Genomic DNA, 17,146 nt, shown 5'->3' with positions numbered 1-17,146 from the left:
GCCATTTGGTTTAGTTACCGAGCAATAGCTTAAAATAAAAAGCCCCGATTACTGATTGCCAGTAAGCGGGGCTTCTCTTTCTAGTCTATCCAAGTTAACTCGTGACAGGCTTCAATTCATTCGTCGTTAACATCATGCATTGGTTCGATTCCACCTTGATGGTTAAATCCTTACCAACACATTCAAACACATCATCCGACAGTAAATCGGTTACCGCACCAGTCCAATTTAATGAGGCTGTTTTGCTTCGCTTCGACTTGTTGATCACCACAATGCCTTTATCGCCACGGACAAACACCAACAAATCATCATTCGCTTCAACCACACGCATCGCTTCGCCATGAACATGGTTATGGAATTGAATCATGCTTTTCATGTAAGGCGCTTGCCAGTCGTTAAGCCAACGAGGCTGACCGCTCTTGTCCAGAATACCGCTGGTGCTCAGTTCACTGTAAACAAGCGGCACACCGCCGTCTCGACCAAGAATGAAAGCATGAGCCAATCGCTCATCCACTTCATCCATCACATGCTCCAAAAACACCTCGTTATTGGGAATATCATGAGTGACCGCAAACGTGATCGCTCGCATATTCGACAGAGCCTGACCAAAACAGTATGGGTTAATCAAAGACTTAAAGCTGCCCTGCTCTTCAAATGCTTTGAAGATGGTGTTGAACAACGGGAAATCGTAAGCGCCTAAGCGAGTGTGTTTAAGATAAGGCTCAAGGAACAGCTCATACTCTTCTTCTGTCGCGCCGCCATCGGTAATGATCTCACCGAAGATGTGCATTTCTTCGCAGATGTCATCCGTCCACACCTTGCGTAGGTGTGCCAGTGTCATATGCTTTGCCGCATCAATGCGAAATCCTTTCACACCAATCTCTTTCAGTGCTTTTAGGTAGGCTCTTTGTTGTGCCACCACATTATCGTTATCGAGTAGCGTTGGCAGGCCAGGATCGCTGGCGCCACCGGTAATACGCCCGTTTTGCACTTCCCACGTGTCTTTCCAGTTCTTGATACCAAACGCTTCCACGAAGTCGTTCTCATCAAAAAGAGGCTCAGAAAGGTCACCAAACAAACGTATGGATTCATAATAGTCAGCATCTTTTTGATAAGACGCCATGTCTTGCTGATTGGGATACGTTAGATCACCGCGGATACCCGATTCGTTGGCCATGTGGTTAAACACCACATCCACATAAGTACGAAGCCCATGTCGCTTTAACGTGTCGACCATCGCTTTAAAATCTTGTGTGTCACCCAACTGATTATCGATCACACGATAGTCTTGGGGCTGATAGCGTTGCCACCATTGAGTACCAGAATTTCGATCGCAACCTTTAGGGCCGCGCAGCGATTTCATCGCCGGTGATACTAAAACAGATTTATAACCCAACTCTTGGATCAGTGGGGCGTTCTTCATTACGTCAGCGTAGCACCAGTCAAAGGCATGCAATATGACATCTGTCGCTGGATTGCTTAACATAGCTGAACTCTCCATGTTGTTCTCCTACCAAACTCGTTTACAGCTTTCTAGATAAATACAAAGGCTAAAAGGCAAAGCTGCATAAATTTCCTTAAGGATGGTATTTATTATATGAGTTACTCATTAAAACCCCTCCTCCTCTCACCGATTAGTCACGGCGGATAGTTAAGGGCGTAGCGCCAATTATCGCATAACGTCTGGGATGAACACTCAACCGTAGTGCTTTAAAACGCGCACAAAAGTCACAAAAAAGGAGCGTATATACGCTCCTTTTATTCAATCTAACACATATTTATAACTAAGTTCTGTAAAGAACCTTCACCACATGCCAACCGAATTTTGTTTTCACAAGGTGTGGTACAAGCGTCTCGCCAGAGAAACAAACCTTATCAAACTGAGGCACCATTTGACCTTTTTTGAACTCACCTAGGTCGCCGCCCTTCTTACCAGATGGACAGGTTGAATGTTTCTTCGCTAGCGTTTGAAATTTAGCGCCCTTTTTAAGCTGTGTCATGATGTCTTCTGCTAGTTCTTTATGCTTCACCAGAATATGAAGCGCTGCTGCTGTTCTTGCCATGATAATTCTCAGTTTGTTGCTGTCTGCTTGTCGACTAACCATCGACAGCGAGTATTTAGCGTGATTTTAACCCAAGAACCGCTATTCTTCACTCTATAACCGAAAACAACTGCCTTAAAGGCCATTAAAAACCGCATCGCGACTTGCTGCGGCTTCCATTTCCCTTTAAATTAATCCTTATAAATTAAGCGCGTATTAAGTAGGAGCCACTTATGGCCAAACCGATCAGTAAAGCGAGTCAGTCACAGGGAATGTTGATGTTCAAGTTGTCCCTCACTCAAAGTTTTGCGATTGGCACGCTTAAGGTCAGAGAAATCGTCCCTTTTCAGCCGATGACTCAGATCCCCTACTCCCATCATCACGTGATTGGTACAGTGACTATCCGCGACCTTACAGTTCCTGTGATTGATATGTCCGCTGCGATTGGCTTCCGTCCGATAACACCCGCTGAATACCAAGATTGTGTACTCATCGTTACTGACTGTTTGAGAACAGTTGTGGCGTTCTTGGTTCGTTCAATTGATAAAATCATTGAATGCGACTGGAAGAGCATTGAATCTCCACCCACCAGTGTGGGTCGCAATGTGTTTGTAACGGGTATTACACGTTTTGAAGACCGTATTGTGCAAATGCTCGATGTGGAACTGCTGCTTTCTAAGATCTACCCAGCTTATGAGAATGCTCATATCCCGATGCTGACCGATGTAGAAAGGGAACGCCTCAAAGCATTGAACATCTTATTAGTGGATGACTCTTTGATTGCACGTAAACAGTTATCTGATGCCTTAGACAGCATCAACATCCCTTACAGCATATGTAACAACGGCTTAGATGCCATCGACCTAATGCGACGCCAAGCCAGCGCTGGCAATGCCATTGATCTTCTGGTGAGTGATATCGAGATGCCGGGATTAGATGGTTATGAGCTTGCATTTGAAGTGCAAAACGACAGCGCTTTAAGTCACGCTTACTGTATTTTGCATACCTCACTGTCCAGTGAGATCTGTGTCGACCGTGCCAATCAGGTGGGGGCGCATGAAGCGCTTGAGAAGTTCAACGCGGGTGAATTAATCGAAGCTATGCTACGCGGTGCAAAAGTCTTAAACGGCGCCTCTACGGCTGCTTAGGCTCTGTTTTAGAAGCTAAACCGAGCATAGTGCTCAATGGTTTAGCTTCTTAGTCTCTTCTTTCTTCAAATCTTAATAAGAATAGAGCTAACCGTTAGTCTTTGTTTTCTGGCATAGACTTTTTCGGCATAGAGTAGCTCTTACTCACGAATTCCACTTCCTCGACTTCATTGACATGATTGGTAAAAGAGGCCAATGCATAGAGAGTGTTCGCGACTAGGTTGGCGTATTTAAAAAGAATCGGGGCTGGCGACTTTTTGCTTTCATGATGTTCAATACTCACCAAAGCTCGCACAACTTTCTTAGCCTGACAACGACACAAGTGAAGTTCACTAGACACTCGGTGTCCACCGGGTAAGACAAAGCCTTTAAACCCCCCTTCTAACTGCTCACGGATACGATGATAATCTTGCTTGAGCTCGACCAATTCAGACTCGGTGATGGCAAGCTTACCGCGCACAGAGCCATTCAAATGGTAGATGTTTGGCTGCAAGCGTTGCAGGATCTCACGAACCTGAGGCTCTAGCTCTAAAGACAACACCAATCCAACTCGGCAACAAAGTTCATCCGACAAAATCTCAAAATCACAGATAGGACTGTCTTCATAAATAAACGGGTAACAGAACTCGTCCCAATCTCGACTTACTGGTTTCACGTACCGATCCTTACATATAAATAGTCATCAAACGCCAATATACCAAACTCTTTGATTTAGACATAAAAAAGCCCTCACATTGGAGGGCTCCTAAAGAAATCGATTAAACGAGATTACTCGTTAGATACTTTTCTGTGACCTTCTTGTAGGTGAACGAAATCCACCAGATCGTCGCCTGACACTTGGTATGCCTGACCAAAGCCTTTAACGAACAGGCCGTTCTCAGCTTTAAGGTTAAACAGAGAGAAGTCTTGAAGTTGGCTCAAACCATCAATGATTTCACCAAAACGCTCTTGCATCTGGCCAATCACTTGAGTCCAAAGTTCCGTTTCACGCTCCACAACACTTGCTTGAGCATCAAACGTTAAACGTTTACGTGCGTAAAGTTGCTTCGAGCTCTCTTCGTCTTCAATCATCATCAAAGAGACCTGAGGGTTCGCTTTCAAGTTGCGAGCATGACGAGCAATATCAGAAATTAGAACAAAGTAACCTTCTTGGTTCTGAACGAAAGGTGCGTAACTTACGTTCGGGCGACCTTCTTCATCAACCGTTGCAAGTTGAAGGGTACGGCGCTCTTGGCGAAACTCTTTAATTTCTGGACCTAGGCGACCTTGTAGACGTTCTTGTTTTACTTGCTGTTCCATGGGTAATTCCTTTCTTCACTTTCTCTGATTTATTATTTTTGCCCAAGGTTGAGCGATCATTAGCGAACTAAACGATCCTCGAGCATTGATGTCTTGTTTAAGCCAGTTGGCAACCCTATGTAAGATTGCTGCTGATTATTTACTGTAAATTGAACTTAAGCTTGTTCTTTTAGCGCTTTGAAGCGTTCTACTTGGTCGGCAATAAGCTCACGCTTTTCGTTGCGGCCTAGGTAAATCTTAAAAATGTTCTCACCGGTTTCACTGAAGAAGCCGAAGTAATGACTTTCACGACCCATGAACGCCTTGCTCACCAAACCGATATGTTTAACGTTATCAAGTTTAAGGTGACCATGAAGCTCGCCCTCTTTGCCCATTAGGTTGTAGTAACCACGCGCTACCTTACCTTTCGGGAATGGCGCTTTAACTTCAAAGATAGAACCAAATGAATGCACGATAGTGGTCACAGGGCCCCAACCCACTAAACCTTCTAGAATCTCTTGAGCACGGCTGCCATCTAGCATTACCGCCATGTCGTTTGGAAAAGCAGCAACCACTTCAACCTCTGAAACACCTAGCTTCTCAGCAATTGCTGTTGGCAGTAGTTTTGGCTCTTCTTCTAAAATTAAAGCTACGCGTTGTTCTAGAGTTTCTGTCATTTCTAATGTTGTATCTGTCATTGAATATGTTCCGTATAAACGAGTAAGTTATAAACTAAAAATTCGATATTAAGCGTGCTTTAAACTTGCATGCGGGTGAACGCCTGAACCTGATGCTTTCTGTGCTGGGTGCATCGCTTGATATTCAGCGTTAAGCACTTGAATCACACTCTGAGCGAGGCTTACTGCCCAGAAGCTACCAGCAATAGTCAAGCTCAGGTAATTCTCTGAAAGCTCAACCAAACCATTCTTCTCCCAATGTGAGAACAGAGGCTTCAAGTAATCGAACGTGTCTTGTCCCATAAAGGTCGGCAACGTACTTCTTCTAACAACACCAGAGTCAAAGCCTGCCTTTAATGTCGAGAAGATTGGCTCTAGTGAGCTTTGCTTCGTCATCATCGCAATAGGTAATTGACCTTGCTTTATAGACTCCATGTAGCTGTCTAAAGTTCGATGTTGCATCACTCCATGACCACCGATGTTGCCACCAGCACCACAACCAATTGGCAGAACTTCGGCATAAGTTTTCGCTAAGCTGTTGTAAATGCTGCGTTCTCGGTTATCACGAGTCCAGTGATTCACGCTCAGTTGCTTAACCTTATTTTTTGCCATGAACTCGACGCCCGCCAAGTACATGCTCGCTTTATCTGGCGTATTCGCTGGTGGTGGAATTTTTCCTTTCTCAACGAGATTAAGCATAGGAGCATTACCCCCAACAATCAGTTGGTAGAGGTCAATACCGTGAGCACCAGTAGACATGTAATCTTCTAAGTCTTGTTGGAACACTTCCATAGACTGGTATGGTAATCCGTACAGCAAATCCAGAACGATGGGAGCTTGCTCGGTGCGGCTCAAAGCACTGATACGTTCCAACACCACTTCACGGTCATCTAAGCGCTTGGCGCTGCGTCGAACCTGAGTGTTGAAACTTTGAATACCAAATGAGAAGCGATTGAAACCACCTTCAAGCGCGCGATCAAACATCTCGTCGCCAAAGCGATTGATGCGCCCTTCCAAGGTCATTTCCACATCGTTTGCTAGTGGGAAATATTGGCGAATAGCCTTGCCTAACTGCTCGACTTGTTGAGGAGACAAGTCAGTAGGTGTTCCACCACCAATGTAGACCGCATGAAACAATCCAGACTGAGCCCAAGGAGTTTTGGCTTTTTGCTTCAACTCAACCATCAGCGCATCGAAATACTCATCCACTAATTTGCGACTTGCAGCATTTTGGAAAAAGTTACAAAACGTACAACGCACACGACAAAAAGGAATATGGATATACAAACAACGTTTATCCTGTTTTTTCCCTTCACTTAGCATCAGTTCATCAAAGAGCTCCAACTTCTTGCTCGGATCGACCGGAATTGAACTTCCTCCGGCATGTGCAGAATGCTTTTTCGCAAACGCAAAACGAAGCGGATCAGGGCTAGAAACACCCAGAATTGATTCGTCAAATTTATAGATATCAAGACTCATATAATCTCTCTAAACACTTACATAGCAAAGTCTGGAAGACTATTCGCTAAAAACTGAGAGAATCATAAATAGACGCAAATGATAATGCAATTGATAATTGATCTTATTTAGATTCTAAGCAATAATCCGGTACAGATTTTAGATTTGGTAAAGGATTGAATGTGAACGTTCCTAGATATGTTATTGCAGGCGGTGCATCGTTAGTGATTCATGCGGCGCTATTGTTTGTCGCTCAAGAATCCAAAGTATTTGCGATGTCTGCAGGTAGCCAATCGAACACGGTATCGATCAATTTCACGCCTAAGACCACGCCTTCCCCTGCTCAACAAAAAACCATCACAGAGCCGGTTGAACCAGAGCCAATCAAAGAAACGGTCTCACAAGCTGAACCTAAACCTGTCGAACCCAAGGCCGTTGAGCCAAAACAAGCCAAACCGACACCAAAGAAAAAAGCGATCACCAATAAGCCTCAACCCAAGAAAGTAGAGAAAAAGGTTGTTGAAAAGAAGCCGATTCAAAAGAAACCAAAGACTGAGAAAAAGGTCGTTAAGAAAAAACGCCCAGAACTAAAACCAGATCCAAAATCCAAACCATCGCCTCAGCCAGAAAAACTGGCCGACAAGAAAGTCGATAGAAATCTGGCCGAGTCTGCCAACCAACCTCAGGAAGTCAACCAAGGCGTATCAAACCAAGAGCCCGTCTTAGTCACTAAGCCCTCTTTTTCTTCACGCCCGACACCACCGAATTACCCACGCCAAGCTAGACGTCGTGGCGTTGAAGGTGTCGCAACTTATGAGGTCTGGTTAGACGCTGAAGGCAAACAAATTAAACAAGCATTAGTAAATTCATCAGGCGCACTAATGCTCGACAACGCCGCTTTAGACGCCATTAAACAATGGAAATTCTCACCTCACACTGTCAATGGTCGAGCGATTGCTCACCGTGTACAAATACCTGTTCGTTTTAGGTTGGATTAATCATGCAACAAATCAGTTACTTACAAGATCAACTTGGCTTAATGACTTGGCCTCTTCTCATCTGTTCTGCATTAACAGCAATGATCATCGCTGAACGCGTCTTCCAAGTGATGCTAAGCATTGGTGTTGGCAAACGCGCCATTCGTCGCGAGCTCAACCAGATCTCACCAACCAACAGCAAAGAGATCGAAGCATTAGCACAATCTATTTCAGGTAAACGACCGCTGCTGTACAAGGGCGTGTCGATGTTGCTTGCTAACCACTCTTTTTCGAAAGGATTACGTGAAGATGCAGCAGGAATTTGGCTACAAGAAAAACGCCACCAGCTTCATGCCGGGTTGAGATTACTTGGTTTAATCGGCGTGATCAGTCCACTGATCGGACTGCTTGGTACGGTACTTGGACTTATTGAGATGTTCAAAGGGGTTGCAGCTACAACCGGCAGTATTACACCGAACGATCTAGCTGACGGCCTTGGCTTAGCAATGAGAACCACAGCGGCAGGCTTGATGATTGCGCTTCCTGCGATCTCTGGCGCTCAACTGGTTGGGTTATGGGCCGACCGAGTACTGGCTCAGTTAGAACATACTCTGAACTATGTGAATGTGTGGCTAGAAGGTATGTCGATTCAAACCAATCACTCTGACGAGACTAAAGGCTCATCAGTAAACAAAGTCGGTGATGTGAGCCAAGCATGATTAAAACGCCCCACTCATCTCAAACACAAAGTTTAGCGCCAGATTTAACACCGCTGCTCGACATCATTTTTATCGTGATGGTTTTCCTGCTTCTGACAGCATCAGTGAAGTTGGAGTCATTAGAAGTCGAACTACCAAGCTCTGATATTAAGAACGTTTCTGAAGTTCATAAAGATTCGATCAGCGTCAATATCTTAGATCGCGAACCTTACTGGGCGATTAACGGCAGAGAGTACATCGACTGGGAAAACTTCAAAATTGCCTTACTCGAAGAAACAGGTTCAGCGGATAAAAAGCCGATCATCATTGGCGCGGATAAAGCTGCCAACGTTGAGAACCTAGTGAAGTTGCTGTCGTTCCTTCAAGAGAATGGAATACCAGCGACTCAATTACTCACTGAAGATGGCTAGAGCAACTCTCTATTTTCATGAGGTTAAGCTCTAGTTACTAAGAACAAATAGCCAGAGCTAGACCTCTTTCGAATCGAACTCACAATGCGAACGGACTGCTCACTGAGTATCTTCGCGATACAAAAAGAAAATATAAAGAACTTATTATGAACAACTTAAACGTGCTCAATAAATTAAAGACCAAGACACATCTCCTTTCAGTTGCCGCTATGAGCCTGGCACTTAGCGCACCCGCAATGGCCAACGACGCTGAACAATCTCGAATCATCAGTGCTGGCAGTGCCGTTACTGAATTGGTTTTGGCATTAGGTGCCGAAGAGCAGTTAGTCGCGATTGATGTGACCAGCCACTTCCCTCAAGGAGAAAACCTGCCAAAGATTGGTTATCACCGAAACCTGTCTGCGGAAGGCTTACTTGCCCTAGAACCGACCACGTTGATTGGCTCAGATGAAATGGGACCAGACAACGCGATTTCTCAATTAAAATCGGCAGGCGTCAATGTAGAGATCGTCAACACCGAAGCAAATGTTGAAGGGCTGTTAAAGCGTATTGACCAAATCGCCAAGATTACCCATACCGAAGCGCACTCGCAGCAAGTTAAAGCTGAAGTAAATCAGAAGATTGCAGCACTGAAAGCGAACCAGGTACCAAGTAACGAAGCGAAGAAAGTACTTTTCCTGTTGCTGCACGAAGGTCGCCCTGCGAACGTTGCTGGCGGTGAAACTTCGCCAAACGCAATCATCGAGTTAGCTGGCGGTATCAACCCTGCCGCTCAAAGCCTAACGTCTTACAAGCCACTGTCGATGGAATCACTGGTAGAAATGCAGCCAGATGTGATTTTAGTCAGTGGTCGTAGCTACCAAAAAATGGGCGGTGCTGATGCCATCCTGAAATCGCTACCTATGTTAGCGGCAACGCCTGCAGGTATGAACAAGCAAATCATTACCGTAAATGGCAGTGCTTTGGTTGGCGGACTTGGTCTCGAGAGCCTTTCAGAAGCTAAGCGATTAAACGCTCTTATCTATCCGCTATAACTTATCTACCCGCTATAACGCGACTACCCTATTTTTACTGTTGCTAGTTCAATGCCCGTCACCAGCCTACTTTCGCAATGTTGGTGATGGATATTGAAGTTAGTGACGGACATTGAGGCCCTTTATGTTGTTACGATCCGTCCCGCTGAAAACATCGATGTTAGGCCTAGGTGCTACCCTAGTCTTCGTCGCACTGTTTTCAATCACCGTTGGGCCAATGAACATTAGCTTGGCTGACAGCGCAGCGAGCTTACTTCAGCCAAACAATGACTTAGCACCCCACATCAACTTGGTGATTCAAGATATTCGCTTACCTAGAACCATTTTGTGTATGTTGATTGGTGCGATTCTCGCGTTATGTGGTGCTGTTATGCAGGGCTTATTTCGAAACCCACTTGCTGAGCCTGGGATCATTGGTGTGTCTGCTGGTGCCGCGCTAGGTGCAGCTCTGGCCATCGTGCTTTTCTCTGAGCTTTCGCTTCAATATCCTGCTTTCATGAACTTTGCTGCGGTTCCTGTGTTCGCTTTTCTTGGCGGCGCTTTAACCACACTGTTGGTGTATAAGCTGGGCACGGGTAAATTCGGCACCTCTGTCACCATCATGTTGTTAGCGGGCGTGGCGATCAGTGCGCTCTCTGGCGCAGGTATTGGCTTCTTGAATTTCATTGCTGATGACCAAATGCTGCGTGATCTTTCGTTGTGGTCAATGGGTTCATTGGCAGGCGCTAAGTGGTCAGGCATTTTGCTGGCTGCTGTCACGCTCGTTGGATTGTTTGTTGTTTTCTACCGCCAAGCGATGTCTCTAAATGCTCTATTACTGGGCGAGTCAGAAGCACAACACCTTGGTATCCCAGTTCAAAAGCTGAAACGAAAGCTGATTCTACTGACGGCTGCGGGCGTTGGTATCACGGTTAGCCTGTCTGGCATGATTGGTTTTATTGGATTGGTTATCCCACATTTAGGTCGCATGTTAGCAGGCCCGGACCACCGAGTTCTGTTGCCACTATCAGCGGTACTAGGCGCACTACTGCTAACCGCCGCAGACATGTTCTCACGCGTGGTACTTGCTCCGGCAGAGCTACCTGTAGGTATTGTCACTGCGATTATCGGTGCCCCATTCTTCTTATATCTACTATTTCAACAGAAAGGGAGAATCCTTTAATGTTTCCTTCAGCTTTAAAAGCGACCGATATCGAAGTGAAGTTCGGCAGTAAAGTGATATTAGATGGCGTTTCTATTGAGATTGAAGCGGGAAAGGTAACCACACTGCTTGGGCCAAATGGCGCAGGTAAAAGCACGCTGCTTAAAGCTTTGTGCCAAGAGATATCAAGCAACGGCGATATCCAGTATTTTGGACACAGTAAAGACAAGTGGCCTTCTCAAAAGTTAGCGAAGCACCTTGCTATGCTTCCTCAACACAGCACATTGACCTTCCCATTCTTGGCACATGAAGTTGTCGAGCTTGGTGGGATTCCTCTGCAAGAATCCAACAAGAAGCTGACCAGCATTGCTAGCCAAAAAATGGATGTTGCTGATGTGACTCACCTGAGTGAAAGACTTTATCCTTCGCTATCAGGCGGTGAAAAGCAGCGAGTGCACTTGGCTCGAGTATTAACTCAGCTTCACCACTCTGGTGACCAATGTATTTTGATGCTTGATGAACCAACCTCTGCACTGGATCTTGCCCACCAGCACAACACCTTAAAGATTGCGAGAGAATTAGCCGATAACCACAATGCCGCGGTTATCGTGGTTTTGCATGATCTCAACTTAGCCGCGCAGTATTCCGATCGATTGGTGGTATTGAAAGATGGCAATTTGGTGTGTGATGGCAAGCCTTGGGATGCACTGAAACCTTCGATGATAGAAGATGTGTATGGTTACAAAAGTATCGTAGAAAAACACCCAACCATGAGCTTCCCTCAGGTTCACCCCGCACAATAAGTCCGATTAAGGAGCGACTCGTTTTGAGTATTCGTTCTTGATAACAATGACGTAATCCTAAGCCTCGATTTGTTCGGGGCTTTTTATTGGCTCACAGCCACTATCTCGGCTTAAACTCAATTTTATTAATAACCACAGCATCAAGCACCAAAACGACTCACCTTGAGCATTTGAGGCTCTAGAAATGAACACTACCCGTTAGGGTTACTTAGCTTTTAACACTGAAGAGTAAAACAAGCCGCGAGCGTAAGCATATAAAAAGAAAGGAAATAACATCATTCAGCATCAATCAACAAGACTGCGACATCGATGTGGGATTGAGAGAAAAACGTACAAGAAGTGAAACTGCAAGCACAAAAAAAGCCCCCGTAGGAGCTTCTTTTATTGAGTGCTGATTATTGGCTCATACGAATCAATGATTTACCAATCAGCCACTCTAGTTCTTTACCGCTAGTATCGCCAAACTGAGTTTCAGTCAGCTTGTATAGACGATCAATACCGTTTGCAGCGAACTCATGCGCGCTCTCAGCAGTAACGATATGATGGAAAAGTAAACGTAAGATTGCTAGGAACTCAGCGTCTTCAAGTGCTGCAACCCAGCTAGCTGAAAATGCGTCAAGGCCATTTTCGAAGTCAATGTGTTCCATGAACATCTTGAAAATACGACCGTCTAGAGCAGCAGTAAAATCCGTTTTCTTTGGAAAGTGATGACTTATACCTGTACGAGAAACACCCGTTTGTTGACTCAACGTCGTGTATGACATCTTGTCGTAACCCAATCTTAGTAGCTGGTCTACAACGGCATCCATGATTTTCTGGATCGTGATTTCTGTATCTTCTTTACTACGCTTTGGCATATTCAGGCTCTTCTCTTTGTAAATCCATCTAACTCAATCAAATGAAGTCAGAATGAAAATCGTTATCAGCATTATGTGAGCAAGGTATTTTTTCGCAAGTATTTATAACTAAATTCACACAAATACTATGTACGAACAATTTTACAGTGATGCCTCTTTGGACACTTTGTCTAATTATTCTTCGAAAATCACCTTACAATCCTAAGTCGATAAGTTTAAATAACTACTTAGAATATGAAATACCCAACGAAAAATTCATTGTATAAATACCTATCAAGCGATAGATAGTCTTATAAAATCATTTCTGGCGCAACTAAGTGAATGATATTCTGACATATTAATAACATTCCTTTTCAACAAAACGTGAGGTAAATCACATACATATTTGGCGGCGCGAATATAGATATTCATCAAACACCTTAACAAACAACATAGCATACCAGTATAAATTAGTTCAAAGGTTTTAATTTTTGTAGATACAGTTCAAATTGCTCGTTAGAATAACCTCAGACTTTGTAAGAGGATTATTTATGAGCCAAGATATTGGTAACAACGATGTATGTGAGGCTTGCGGCTGTGCAGGCGAAATCGGGTTCATCATTAAAGAAGGCGACGATGTTGCTGAAGTAACGGTTTACGGAAACTCAAAAGCACTGATTGAAGCTGAGTTTGCTAAGTATGTTGAACTTGCTAAACAAGTGTCTAGCAACGTTGAGTTCGAAGCATCAGAGATGACTGAAGAAAGCACAGAGTTGCACGCTCGCTTTAAATTTGAAGTTAGCGCTGAGAAGATTATTTTTGAACTTAAGACTCGCTCTCTAGCGCGTTAATATAAGCATTTATATGCTTATTAAAAGACGAGTGAATTACTCGTCTTTTTTTAATTGAACCCAAGCCAGTGACCCATTTTGCTCAAAATCGTTTTCTGCAGCGCACTGAATCACTACGCCCCCCACCTCTAACACTGCCCCAATGCTATAAGCCTTGTCATCGTAATAACAAACTCGTTGCTGTTGACCGCCTTGTGTCACAACCACCGCAGCTTTACCGGGCGTTGAAATTACTTTGTTGGCACTCGCAGACATTGAGCCAAACACTGAAGCGGCTATCAGAAAGACCTTAATAATTCGTATATTTACTCTAATCATTAATTTACCTATCATCTTTGCTCCATTCCTCGTTAATCTACCGCCAAATGGGTAAAACACTATGCGAGATTAATTTTTCCATTATAGTGTAAGCGTCTATCGTAATAAGAAGCCTGTTATGCTCAGAATAATTGCACTTATTATTGGTTCCTTAACCATAACAAATGTCAGTGCTGAACCACTCGATCACTATCAAATATTGAACCATCTCGATAATTACGGAAACTTATATCTACGAAATAAGCCTTATACATCACTTCCAACTGGCTTGGTGGTAGATGGTAATCTCAATATAGAGAATACTGCGATCACACGCCTACCCAAAGGGTTAGAAGTGAACGGCAGCCTTAAAGGCTCTAACAGCCAACTCGCTCGAGTCCCGAGCGGGGTTAAGATAAAAGGTTACGTCAACTTGATTGGCAGCCAAATCACCAGCTGGCCAAGAGGTGTAAGAGTGGGCGGCTTTATCAACCTCACCGACACTCCACTGGAAAGGCTACCGAATGGCTTTAGAGTAAAAGGCGATCTGAGCGTGATCCGCACTCCTTTAACCGAGTTACCCAACGGGATCGTGATTGACGGCGACCTTTATATAGGCGGTTCTGGGATTACAACATTCCCCGAGACCATGACAGTCAAAGGCAACATCTATCTGGGCGGCAACACCGTAACCAAATGGCCAACCAATCTAGATCTCGGTGGTGCAGTCGCTCGCTAATTCAGGCTAATGCTCTAATACTCTAATGCTCTAATGCTCTAATGCTCTAATGCTCTAATGCTCTAATGCTCTAATGCTCTAATACGTTAATGCTCGATCGCAGCAACAAATGGTGATTCAGAAACAAAAAAGGAGCCCAAGGCTCCTTTTTCAATTCAATCAAGTTGCTAATCAACTAGCAAGCTAACTAACGCTCGTTAACCAATGTTCTTCACTGGGTTGGCGTAGCTATCGATCAAATACTGACGCGCACCTTGTGGCAGGCTCGACAGTTTAGCTTCAAACTCTTGTTTAACGGCCGCTGTAATCGACTCATCTTCTTTTTCTGCTGCCAGCAAGTTTACTGGGAACAGTTTGTAGTTATCGTGGATCTGACGATCGATCTCTTCAGCAAGCGCTTCAGGCGTATCAAAATCTTGGTCGATAACCTGACCGAAACCAACGTGAACGCGTCCTTTATCACCGATGATGCCTTGAATGATACTTTCGATATCTTCAAACTCACCCTTTTCGTAACTGCCGTTTACGTCTTTTTCGAAAAGCTCTATCGCTTTAGCCGTGTCACATGGGTCGTTCTCGTAAGAAATAGCCACAGGAACAATCTTCAATGACTTCACGTATTCAGGGAAAGCAATTTTTTGCTTACGTCCTTCAACGTGGAACATTTTCAAAATTGCTGGCTCAGTAAAATCGTTACCGTCTTTCGCACGACCTTCCTTTTGAGCGATCCAGATTGAGTTGCCCGTTTCTAGAGAGTGCTTAATGTAAGAAGACAACTGCCCTAGCGCTTTCATCATCTCACGCGGTCCTTTCAAAGAACGCTTTACGATGAAGCTCTTGTTTAAACGCATCAATTCAGTCGCACATGGCTTTTTCAACAGGTTGTCTCCGATAGCGATACGACAAGTCTGATGATTATTTTGATGCAGAGCGTAATTTACTAACGCAGGATCCATAGCAATGTCACGATGGTTTGATACAAACAGATAAGCTTGGTTCGCATCCAGTGACTCGATACCAGTGTACGTCACACCGTTAGTGGTTTTCGCTAACGTGTCGCGTAAGTACTTTTTTACTTCAATCTGAATGGATTCAACGCTAGTCAGCTTGCTCCATTTCATTTTTAAGTACACACGCAAAATCGGGCTCATTAATGCTTTGAACCAAGACGCATGGTTTGAAAAACGGTAGTGCAAGATTGCACTGATAAATTCTTCATCATTAATAAGACGGTTTAGTGCCGCTGGAATTTCATCATCGCCGTAAGGGCGAATATCAACATATGGATCGGTTGGAGAGGTCATTTTTTAATTCATATAATAAAAAGCTGGCTCATTCTACGCGTTGTTTTGACTTCTCGCAGCTACAGAGCCCATACTTTTGACAAGGTCAGACCAGAAACATTGAAAATCCCCTGTTATTGTTGGCATTCTTTAAGATTAACGGTAATCTTGACGCCCCAAAATTAAGGTACTATCTATGAACTTCGCTATTGAATATACATCGGCTTACTTTTCACACTTGGTGATCACACCACGCAAGAAAGTACTTAAACATAGCCTTGTATCGGTTCAAAGTGGCTTGGTTTTGATTAAGTTAGGCAAACAAGAGTATGCCGTTGAACCAGGACAAAGCGTCTGGATTCCATACGACTGCCTAACGTCACTGACCTACTTTCCAAACACTCAGGTTAACCGTGTCGATTTTTCTGTTCGTTTGACGGATTCATTCCCAAGACAAGCGGGTTACATTACGCAAACCAACCTCTCTTCGGCACTACTAGAAAAGCTAGAACAAACCAAAGCTCGTGCTTCCAATGCCAATAATACGGAACAAGCGTTTAAAGATATGCTTTCTGTCTTGAAGCAAGAAGTGTTGTCGTTTAAACCACTGCTTTGCGAAAGTGCTCTTTCTCAGCGATTCAATCAATGGAACATTGATGATTCAAACCTGCCACAAGAGCACACTCTGGTGATGGTGATGCGAGAAGCGAAGAAACGCATGCAGTCAGGTCAAAAACGTTCACTTGTGATTGATGATCTGTTCTCAGGTAAAGAAGAAGAGTTCGAGCAACTGTGTATGCTTGTTTTTGGTGAAGATTTATAGCTTGGCGGAAAGTGAGTGCTGGTATTAAAACTCGCAAGCCAGATACTAAAAAGCCGCAAAAACTGAGTTTTTGCGGCTTTTTTAATTCTTACTATTTAGACGTAGATAGCAATCTATCTGTGTATCTGCCTGTCTAAAATGGCAACTCAACCTGCATCATTAGGTCGGCGTCACGTGAGTCGTGCCAACGATAATCAAAGCGCATACGCGGCTGCCCTTCGACTTTCTCGCCAAAACCGATGCTGAGTTGAAGACCATGATTCATCAACCACTCTTCAGTCGACATATCATACTGCTCATCTTCAAGGTCTTCTGGAAACCACATACCCAAGCCAACATAGTTTGACTCAATGCTTTGTGTCAGCAATGGCGAGTCTTTGGTTTGAAGAACCCAGTCAGACCAATAGTCCGGTGTGCTTTCCGGTTCATCATCGCTCAGCCCACTGATTTCCATCATACGTTGGCCAAAAGACTCAATGCTGGTCGAGAAATCTAGACAATTGTCATCTTCATCAGAAGTCAGCATGATTGAATCTAAGCTAAAAAAATCACACTCAGCATACGCAGGCATACTACATGCTGCCATGATCAACGTCGCTGGTATCGCGCTCTTTAGCATAGTCCTCTGAC

The 17,146-nt window shown here is 44.2% G+C and carries 20 protein-coding genes; 10 read left to right on the top strand and 10 right to left on the bottom strand.

Annotated elements, in window-relative coordinates; genetic code table 11:
* Positions 1-94: 94 nt before the first annotated feature.
* A complete protein-coding gene (locus tag AB4503_RS14785; RefSeq protein ID WP_372110937.1) occupies positions 95-1,501 on the bottom strand; it encodes an alpha-amylase family glycosyl hydrolase in 1,407 nt (468 codons plus the stop codon).
* A gap of 283 nt (positions 1,502-1,784) precedes the next feature.
* Positions 1,785-2,105 carry a peptidylprolyl isomerase PpiC gene (gene ppiC / locus AB4503_RS14780; RefSeq protein WP_017630085.1) on the bottom strand — a complete coding sequence of 107 codons (321 nt, stop codon included), beginning with the start codon at positions 2,103-2,105 and terminating at the stop codon, positions 1,785-1,787.
* A 170-nt stretch (positions 2,106-2,275) separates the two neighbouring features.
* On the opposite strand from ppiC, the gene AB4503_RS14775 reads away from it, so the two are divergent.
* Entirely contained in the window at positions 2,276-3,190 is a 915-nt protein-coding gene (locus AB4503_RS14775; protein ID WP_017062751.1) for a chemotaxis protein, read from the top strand.
* 94 nt (positions 3,191-3,284) lie between these two features.
* On the opposite strand, the gene AB4503_RS14770 is transcribed toward AB4503_RS14775, so the two are convergent.
* The 4 genes from AB4503_RS14770 to hutW all read right to left on the bottom strand — a co-directional run bounded on the left by AB4503_RS14770 (position 3,285) and on the right by hutW (position 6,624).
* Positions 3,285-3,845 carry an ATP:cob(I)alamin adenosyltransferase gene (locus AB4503_RS14770; protein ID WP_248642297.1) on the bottom strand — a complete coding sequence of 187 codons (561 nt, stop codon included), beginning with the start codon at positions 3,843-3,845 and terminating at the stop codon, positions 3,285-3,287.
* A gap of 113 nt (positions 3,846-3,958) precedes the next feature.
* The gene (hutZ, locus tag AB4503_RS14765) at positions 3,959-4,489 is read right to left on the bottom strand and encodes a heme utilization protein HutZ (protein ID WP_017064318.1); all 531 of its coding nucleotides are present in this window, start codon (positions 4,487-4,489) and stop codon (positions 3,959-3,961) included.
* A 155-nt stretch (positions 4,490-4,644) separates the two neighbouring features.
* Positions 4,645-5,166 carry a heme utilization cystosolic carrier protein HutX gene (hutX, locus tag AB4503_RS14760; RefSeq protein WP_016784265.1) on the bottom strand — a complete coding sequence of 174 codons (522 nt, stop codon included), beginning with the start codon at positions 5,164-5,166 and terminating at the stop codon, positions 4,645-4,647.
* Positions 5,167-5,214: 48 nt separating this feature from the next.
* Complete coding sequence (gene hutW, locus AB4503_RS14755) at positions 5,215-6,624, bottom strand: heme anaerobic degradation radical SAM methyltransferase ChuW/HutW (RefSeq protein WP_372115268.1); 1,410 nt, start codon at positions 6,622-6,624, stop codon at positions 5,215-5,217.
* A gap of 161 nt (positions 6,625-6,785) precedes the next feature.
* Between hutW and AB4503_RS14750 the strand changes: the two genes are divergently transcribed.
* From AB4503_RS14750 to AB4503_RS14725, 6 genes are all read left to right on the top strand, one after another.
* Complete coding sequence (locus AB4503_RS14750) at positions 6,786-7,601, top strand: TonB family protein (protein WP_372115266.1); 816 nt, start codon at positions 6,786-6,788, stop codon at positions 7,599-7,601.
* A 2-nt stretch (positions 7,602-7,603) separates the two neighbouring features.
* Entirely contained in the window at positions 7,604-8,299 is a 696-nt protein-coding gene (locus AB4503_RS14745; protein ID WP_372115264.1) for a MotA/TolQ/ExbB proton channel family protein, read from the top strand.
* A complete protein-coding gene (locus AB4503_RS14740; protein ID WP_065104527.1) occupies positions 8,296-8,709 on the top strand; it encodes a biopolymer transporter ExbD in 414 nt (137 codons plus the stop codon). Before AB4503_RS14745 ends, AB4503_RS14740 begins: the two co-directional genes overlap by 4 nt.
* Before the next feature lie 146 nt (positions 8,710-8,855).
* Positions 8,856-9,743 (top strand): hemin ABC transporter substrate-binding protein, encoded by an 888-nt coding sequence (locus AB4503_RS14735; RefSeq protein ID WP_372115262.1) that lies wholly within the window; start codon positions 8,856-8,858, stop codon positions 9,741-9,743.
* Between the two features lie 124 nt (positions 9,744-9,867).
* On the top strand, positions 9,868-10,905 hold the full coding sequence (locus AB4503_RS14730) for a FecCD family ABC transporter permease (protein WP_372115260.1): 1,038 nt from the start codon (positions 9,868-9,870) through the stop codon (positions 10,903-10,905).
* Positions 10,905-11,687: a heme ABC transporter ATP-binding protein gene (locus AB4503_RS14725; RefSeq protein WP_017062759.1), complete on the top strand. Its 783-nt coding sequence runs from the start codon at positions 10,905-10,907 to the stop codon at positions 11,685-11,687. Before AB4503_RS14730 ends, AB4503_RS14725 begins: the two co-directional genes overlap by 1 nt.
* Positions 11,688-12,082: 395 nt before the next feature.
* Here AB4503_RS14725 and AB4503_RS14720 read toward each other — a convergent pair whose 3' ends face one another.
* Complete coding sequence (locus AB4503_RS14720; protein WP_004731875.1) at positions 12,083-12,544, bottom strand: TetR/AcrR family transcriptional regulator; 462 nt, start codon at positions 12,542-12,544, stop codon at positions 12,083-12,085.
* Between the two features lie 530 nt (positions 12,545-13,074).
* On the opposite strand from AB4503_RS14720, the gene AB4503_RS14715 reads away from it, so the two are divergent.
* Complete coding sequence (locus AB4503_RS14715) at positions 13,075-13,374, top strand: YfcZ/YiiS family protein (RefSeq protein WP_017062761.1); 300 nt, start codon at positions 13,075-13,077, stop codon at positions 13,372-13,374.
* A gap of 36 nt (positions 13,375-13,410) precedes the next feature.
* Here AB4503_RS14715 and AB4503_RS14710 read toward each other — a convergent pair whose 3' ends face one another.
* The gene (locus AB4503_RS14710; protein ID WP_017067955.1) at positions 13,411-13,707 is read right to left on the bottom strand and encodes a YnjH family protein; all 297 of its coding nucleotides are present in this window, start codon (positions 13,705-13,707) and stop codon (positions 13,411-13,413) included.
* Between the two features lie 103 nt (positions 13,708-13,810).
* Here AB4503_RS14710 and AB4503_RS14705 point away from each other — a divergent pair, with 103 nt between their 5' ends.
* A complete protein-coding gene (locus AB4503_RS14705; RefSeq protein WP_372115257.1) occupies positions 13,811-14,410 on the top strand; it encodes a hypothetical protein in 600 nt (199 codons plus the stop codon).
* A gap of 197 nt (positions 14,411-14,607) precedes the next feature.
* Here AB4503_RS14705 and AB4503_RS14700 read toward each other — a convergent pair whose 3' ends face one another.
* Complete coding sequence (locus tag AB4503_RS14700; RefSeq protein WP_017062764.1) at positions 14,608-15,714, bottom strand: 1-acyl-sn-glycerol-3-phosphate acyltransferase; 1,107 nt, start codon at positions 15,712-15,714, stop codon at positions 14,608-14,610.
* 175 nt (positions 15,715-15,889) lie between these two features.
* On the opposite strand from AB4503_RS14700, the gene AB4503_RS14695 reads away from it, so the two are divergent.
* The gene (locus AB4503_RS14695; protein ID WP_017064307.1) at positions 15,890-16,516 is read left to right on the top strand and encodes a hypothetical protein; all 627 of its coding nucleotides are present in this window, start codon (positions 15,890-15,892) and stop codon (positions 16,514-16,516) included.
* Positions 16,517-16,649: 133 nt separating this feature from the next.
* Here the strand turns inward: AB4503_RS14695 and AB4503_RS14690 are convergent, their stop codons facing one another.
* Positions 16,650-17,135, bottom strand: a complete 486-nt coding sequence (locus tag AB4503_RS14690; RefSeq protein ID WP_017064306.1) for a hypothetical protein — start codon at positions 17,133-17,135, stop codon at positions 16,650-16,652.
* Positions 17,136-17,146: the final 11 nt, after the last annotated feature.

Origin of the sequence: Vibrio sp. 10N.222.55.B11 (assembly GCF_041473705.1) — a bacterium.
Taxonomy (GTDB): Bacteria; Pseudomonadota; Gammaproteobacteria; order Enterobacterales; family Vibrionaceae; genus Vibrio; species Vibrio crassostreae_C.
This window is presented reverse-complemented; position numbering and strand designations above follow the sequence as displayed.

Excerpts from the sequence above, each read along its gene's own strand:
- AB4503_RS14785 (WP_372110937.1), bottom strand. The coding sequence starts at position 1,501 with ATGGAGAGTTCAGCTATGTTAAGCAATCCAGCGACAGATGTCATATTG.
- ppiC (WP_017630085.1), bottom strand. The coding sequence starts at position 2,105 with ATGGTTAGTCGACAAGCAGACAGCAACAAACTGAGAATTATCATGGCA.
- AB4503_RS14775 (WP_017062751.1), top strand. The coding sequence starts at position 2,276 with ATGGCCAAACCGATCAGTAAAGCGAGTCAGTCACAGGGAATGTTGATG.
- hutZ (WP_017064318.1), bottom strand. The coding sequence starts at position 4,489 with ATGGAACAGCAAGTAAAACAAGAACGTCTACAAGGTCGCCTAGGTCCA.
- hutX (WP_016784265.1), bottom strand. The coding sequence starts at position 5,166 with ATGACAGATACAACATTAGAAATGACAGAAACTCTAGAACAACGCGTA.
- hutW (WP_372115268.1), bottom strand. The coding sequence starts at position 6,624 with ATGAGTCTTGATATCTATAAATTTGACGAATCAATTCTGGGTGTTTCT.
- AB4503_RS14745 (WP_372115264.1), top strand. The coding sequence starts at position 7,604 with ATGCAACAAATCAGTTACTTACAAGATCAACTTGGCTTAATGACTTGG.
- AB4503_RS14740 (WP_065104527.1), top strand. The coding sequence starts at position 8,296 with ATGATTAAAACGCCCCACTCATCTCAAACACAAAGTTTAGCGCCAGAT.
- AB4503_RS14735 (WP_372115262.1), top strand. The coding sequence starts at position 8,856 with ATGAACAACTTAAACGTGCTCAATAAATTAAAGACCAAGACACATCTC.
- AB4503_RS14730 (WP_372115260.1), top strand. The coding sequence starts at position 9,868 with ATGTTGTTACGATCCGTCCCGCTGAAAACATCGATGTTAGGCCTAGGT.
- AB4503_RS14725 (WP_017062759.1), top strand. The coding sequence starts at position 10,905 with ATGTTTCCTTCAGCTTTAAAAGCGACCGATATCGAAGTGAAGTTCGGC.
- AB4503_RS14720 (WP_004731875.1), bottom strand. The coding sequence starts at position 12,544 with ATGCCAAAGCGTAGTAAAGAAGATACAGAAATCACGATCCAGAAAATC.
- AB4503_RS14715 (WP_017062761.1), top strand. The coding sequence starts at position 13,075 with ATGAGCCAAGATATTGGTAACAACGATGTATGTGAGGCTTGCGGCTGT.
- AB4503_RS14710 (WP_017067955.1), bottom strand. The coding sequence starts at position 13,707 with ATGATAGGTAAATTAATGATTAGAGTAAATATACGAATTATTAAGGTC.
- AB4503_RS14705 (WP_372115257.1), top strand. The coding sequence starts at position 13,811 with ATGCTCAGAATAATTGCACTTATTATTGGTTCCTTAACCATAACAAAT.
- AB4503_RS14700 (WP_017062764.1), bottom strand. The coding sequence starts at position 15,714 with ATGACCTCTCCAACCGATCCATATGTTGATATTCGCCCTTACGGCGAT.
- AB4503_RS14695 (WP_017064307.1), top strand. The coding sequence starts at position 15,890 with ATGAACTTCGCTATTGAATATACATCGGCTTACTTTTCACACTTGGTG.
- AB4503_RS14690 (WP_017064306.1), bottom strand. The coding sequence starts at position 17,135 with ATGCTAAAGAGCGCGATACCAGCGACGTTGATCATGGCAGCATGTAGT.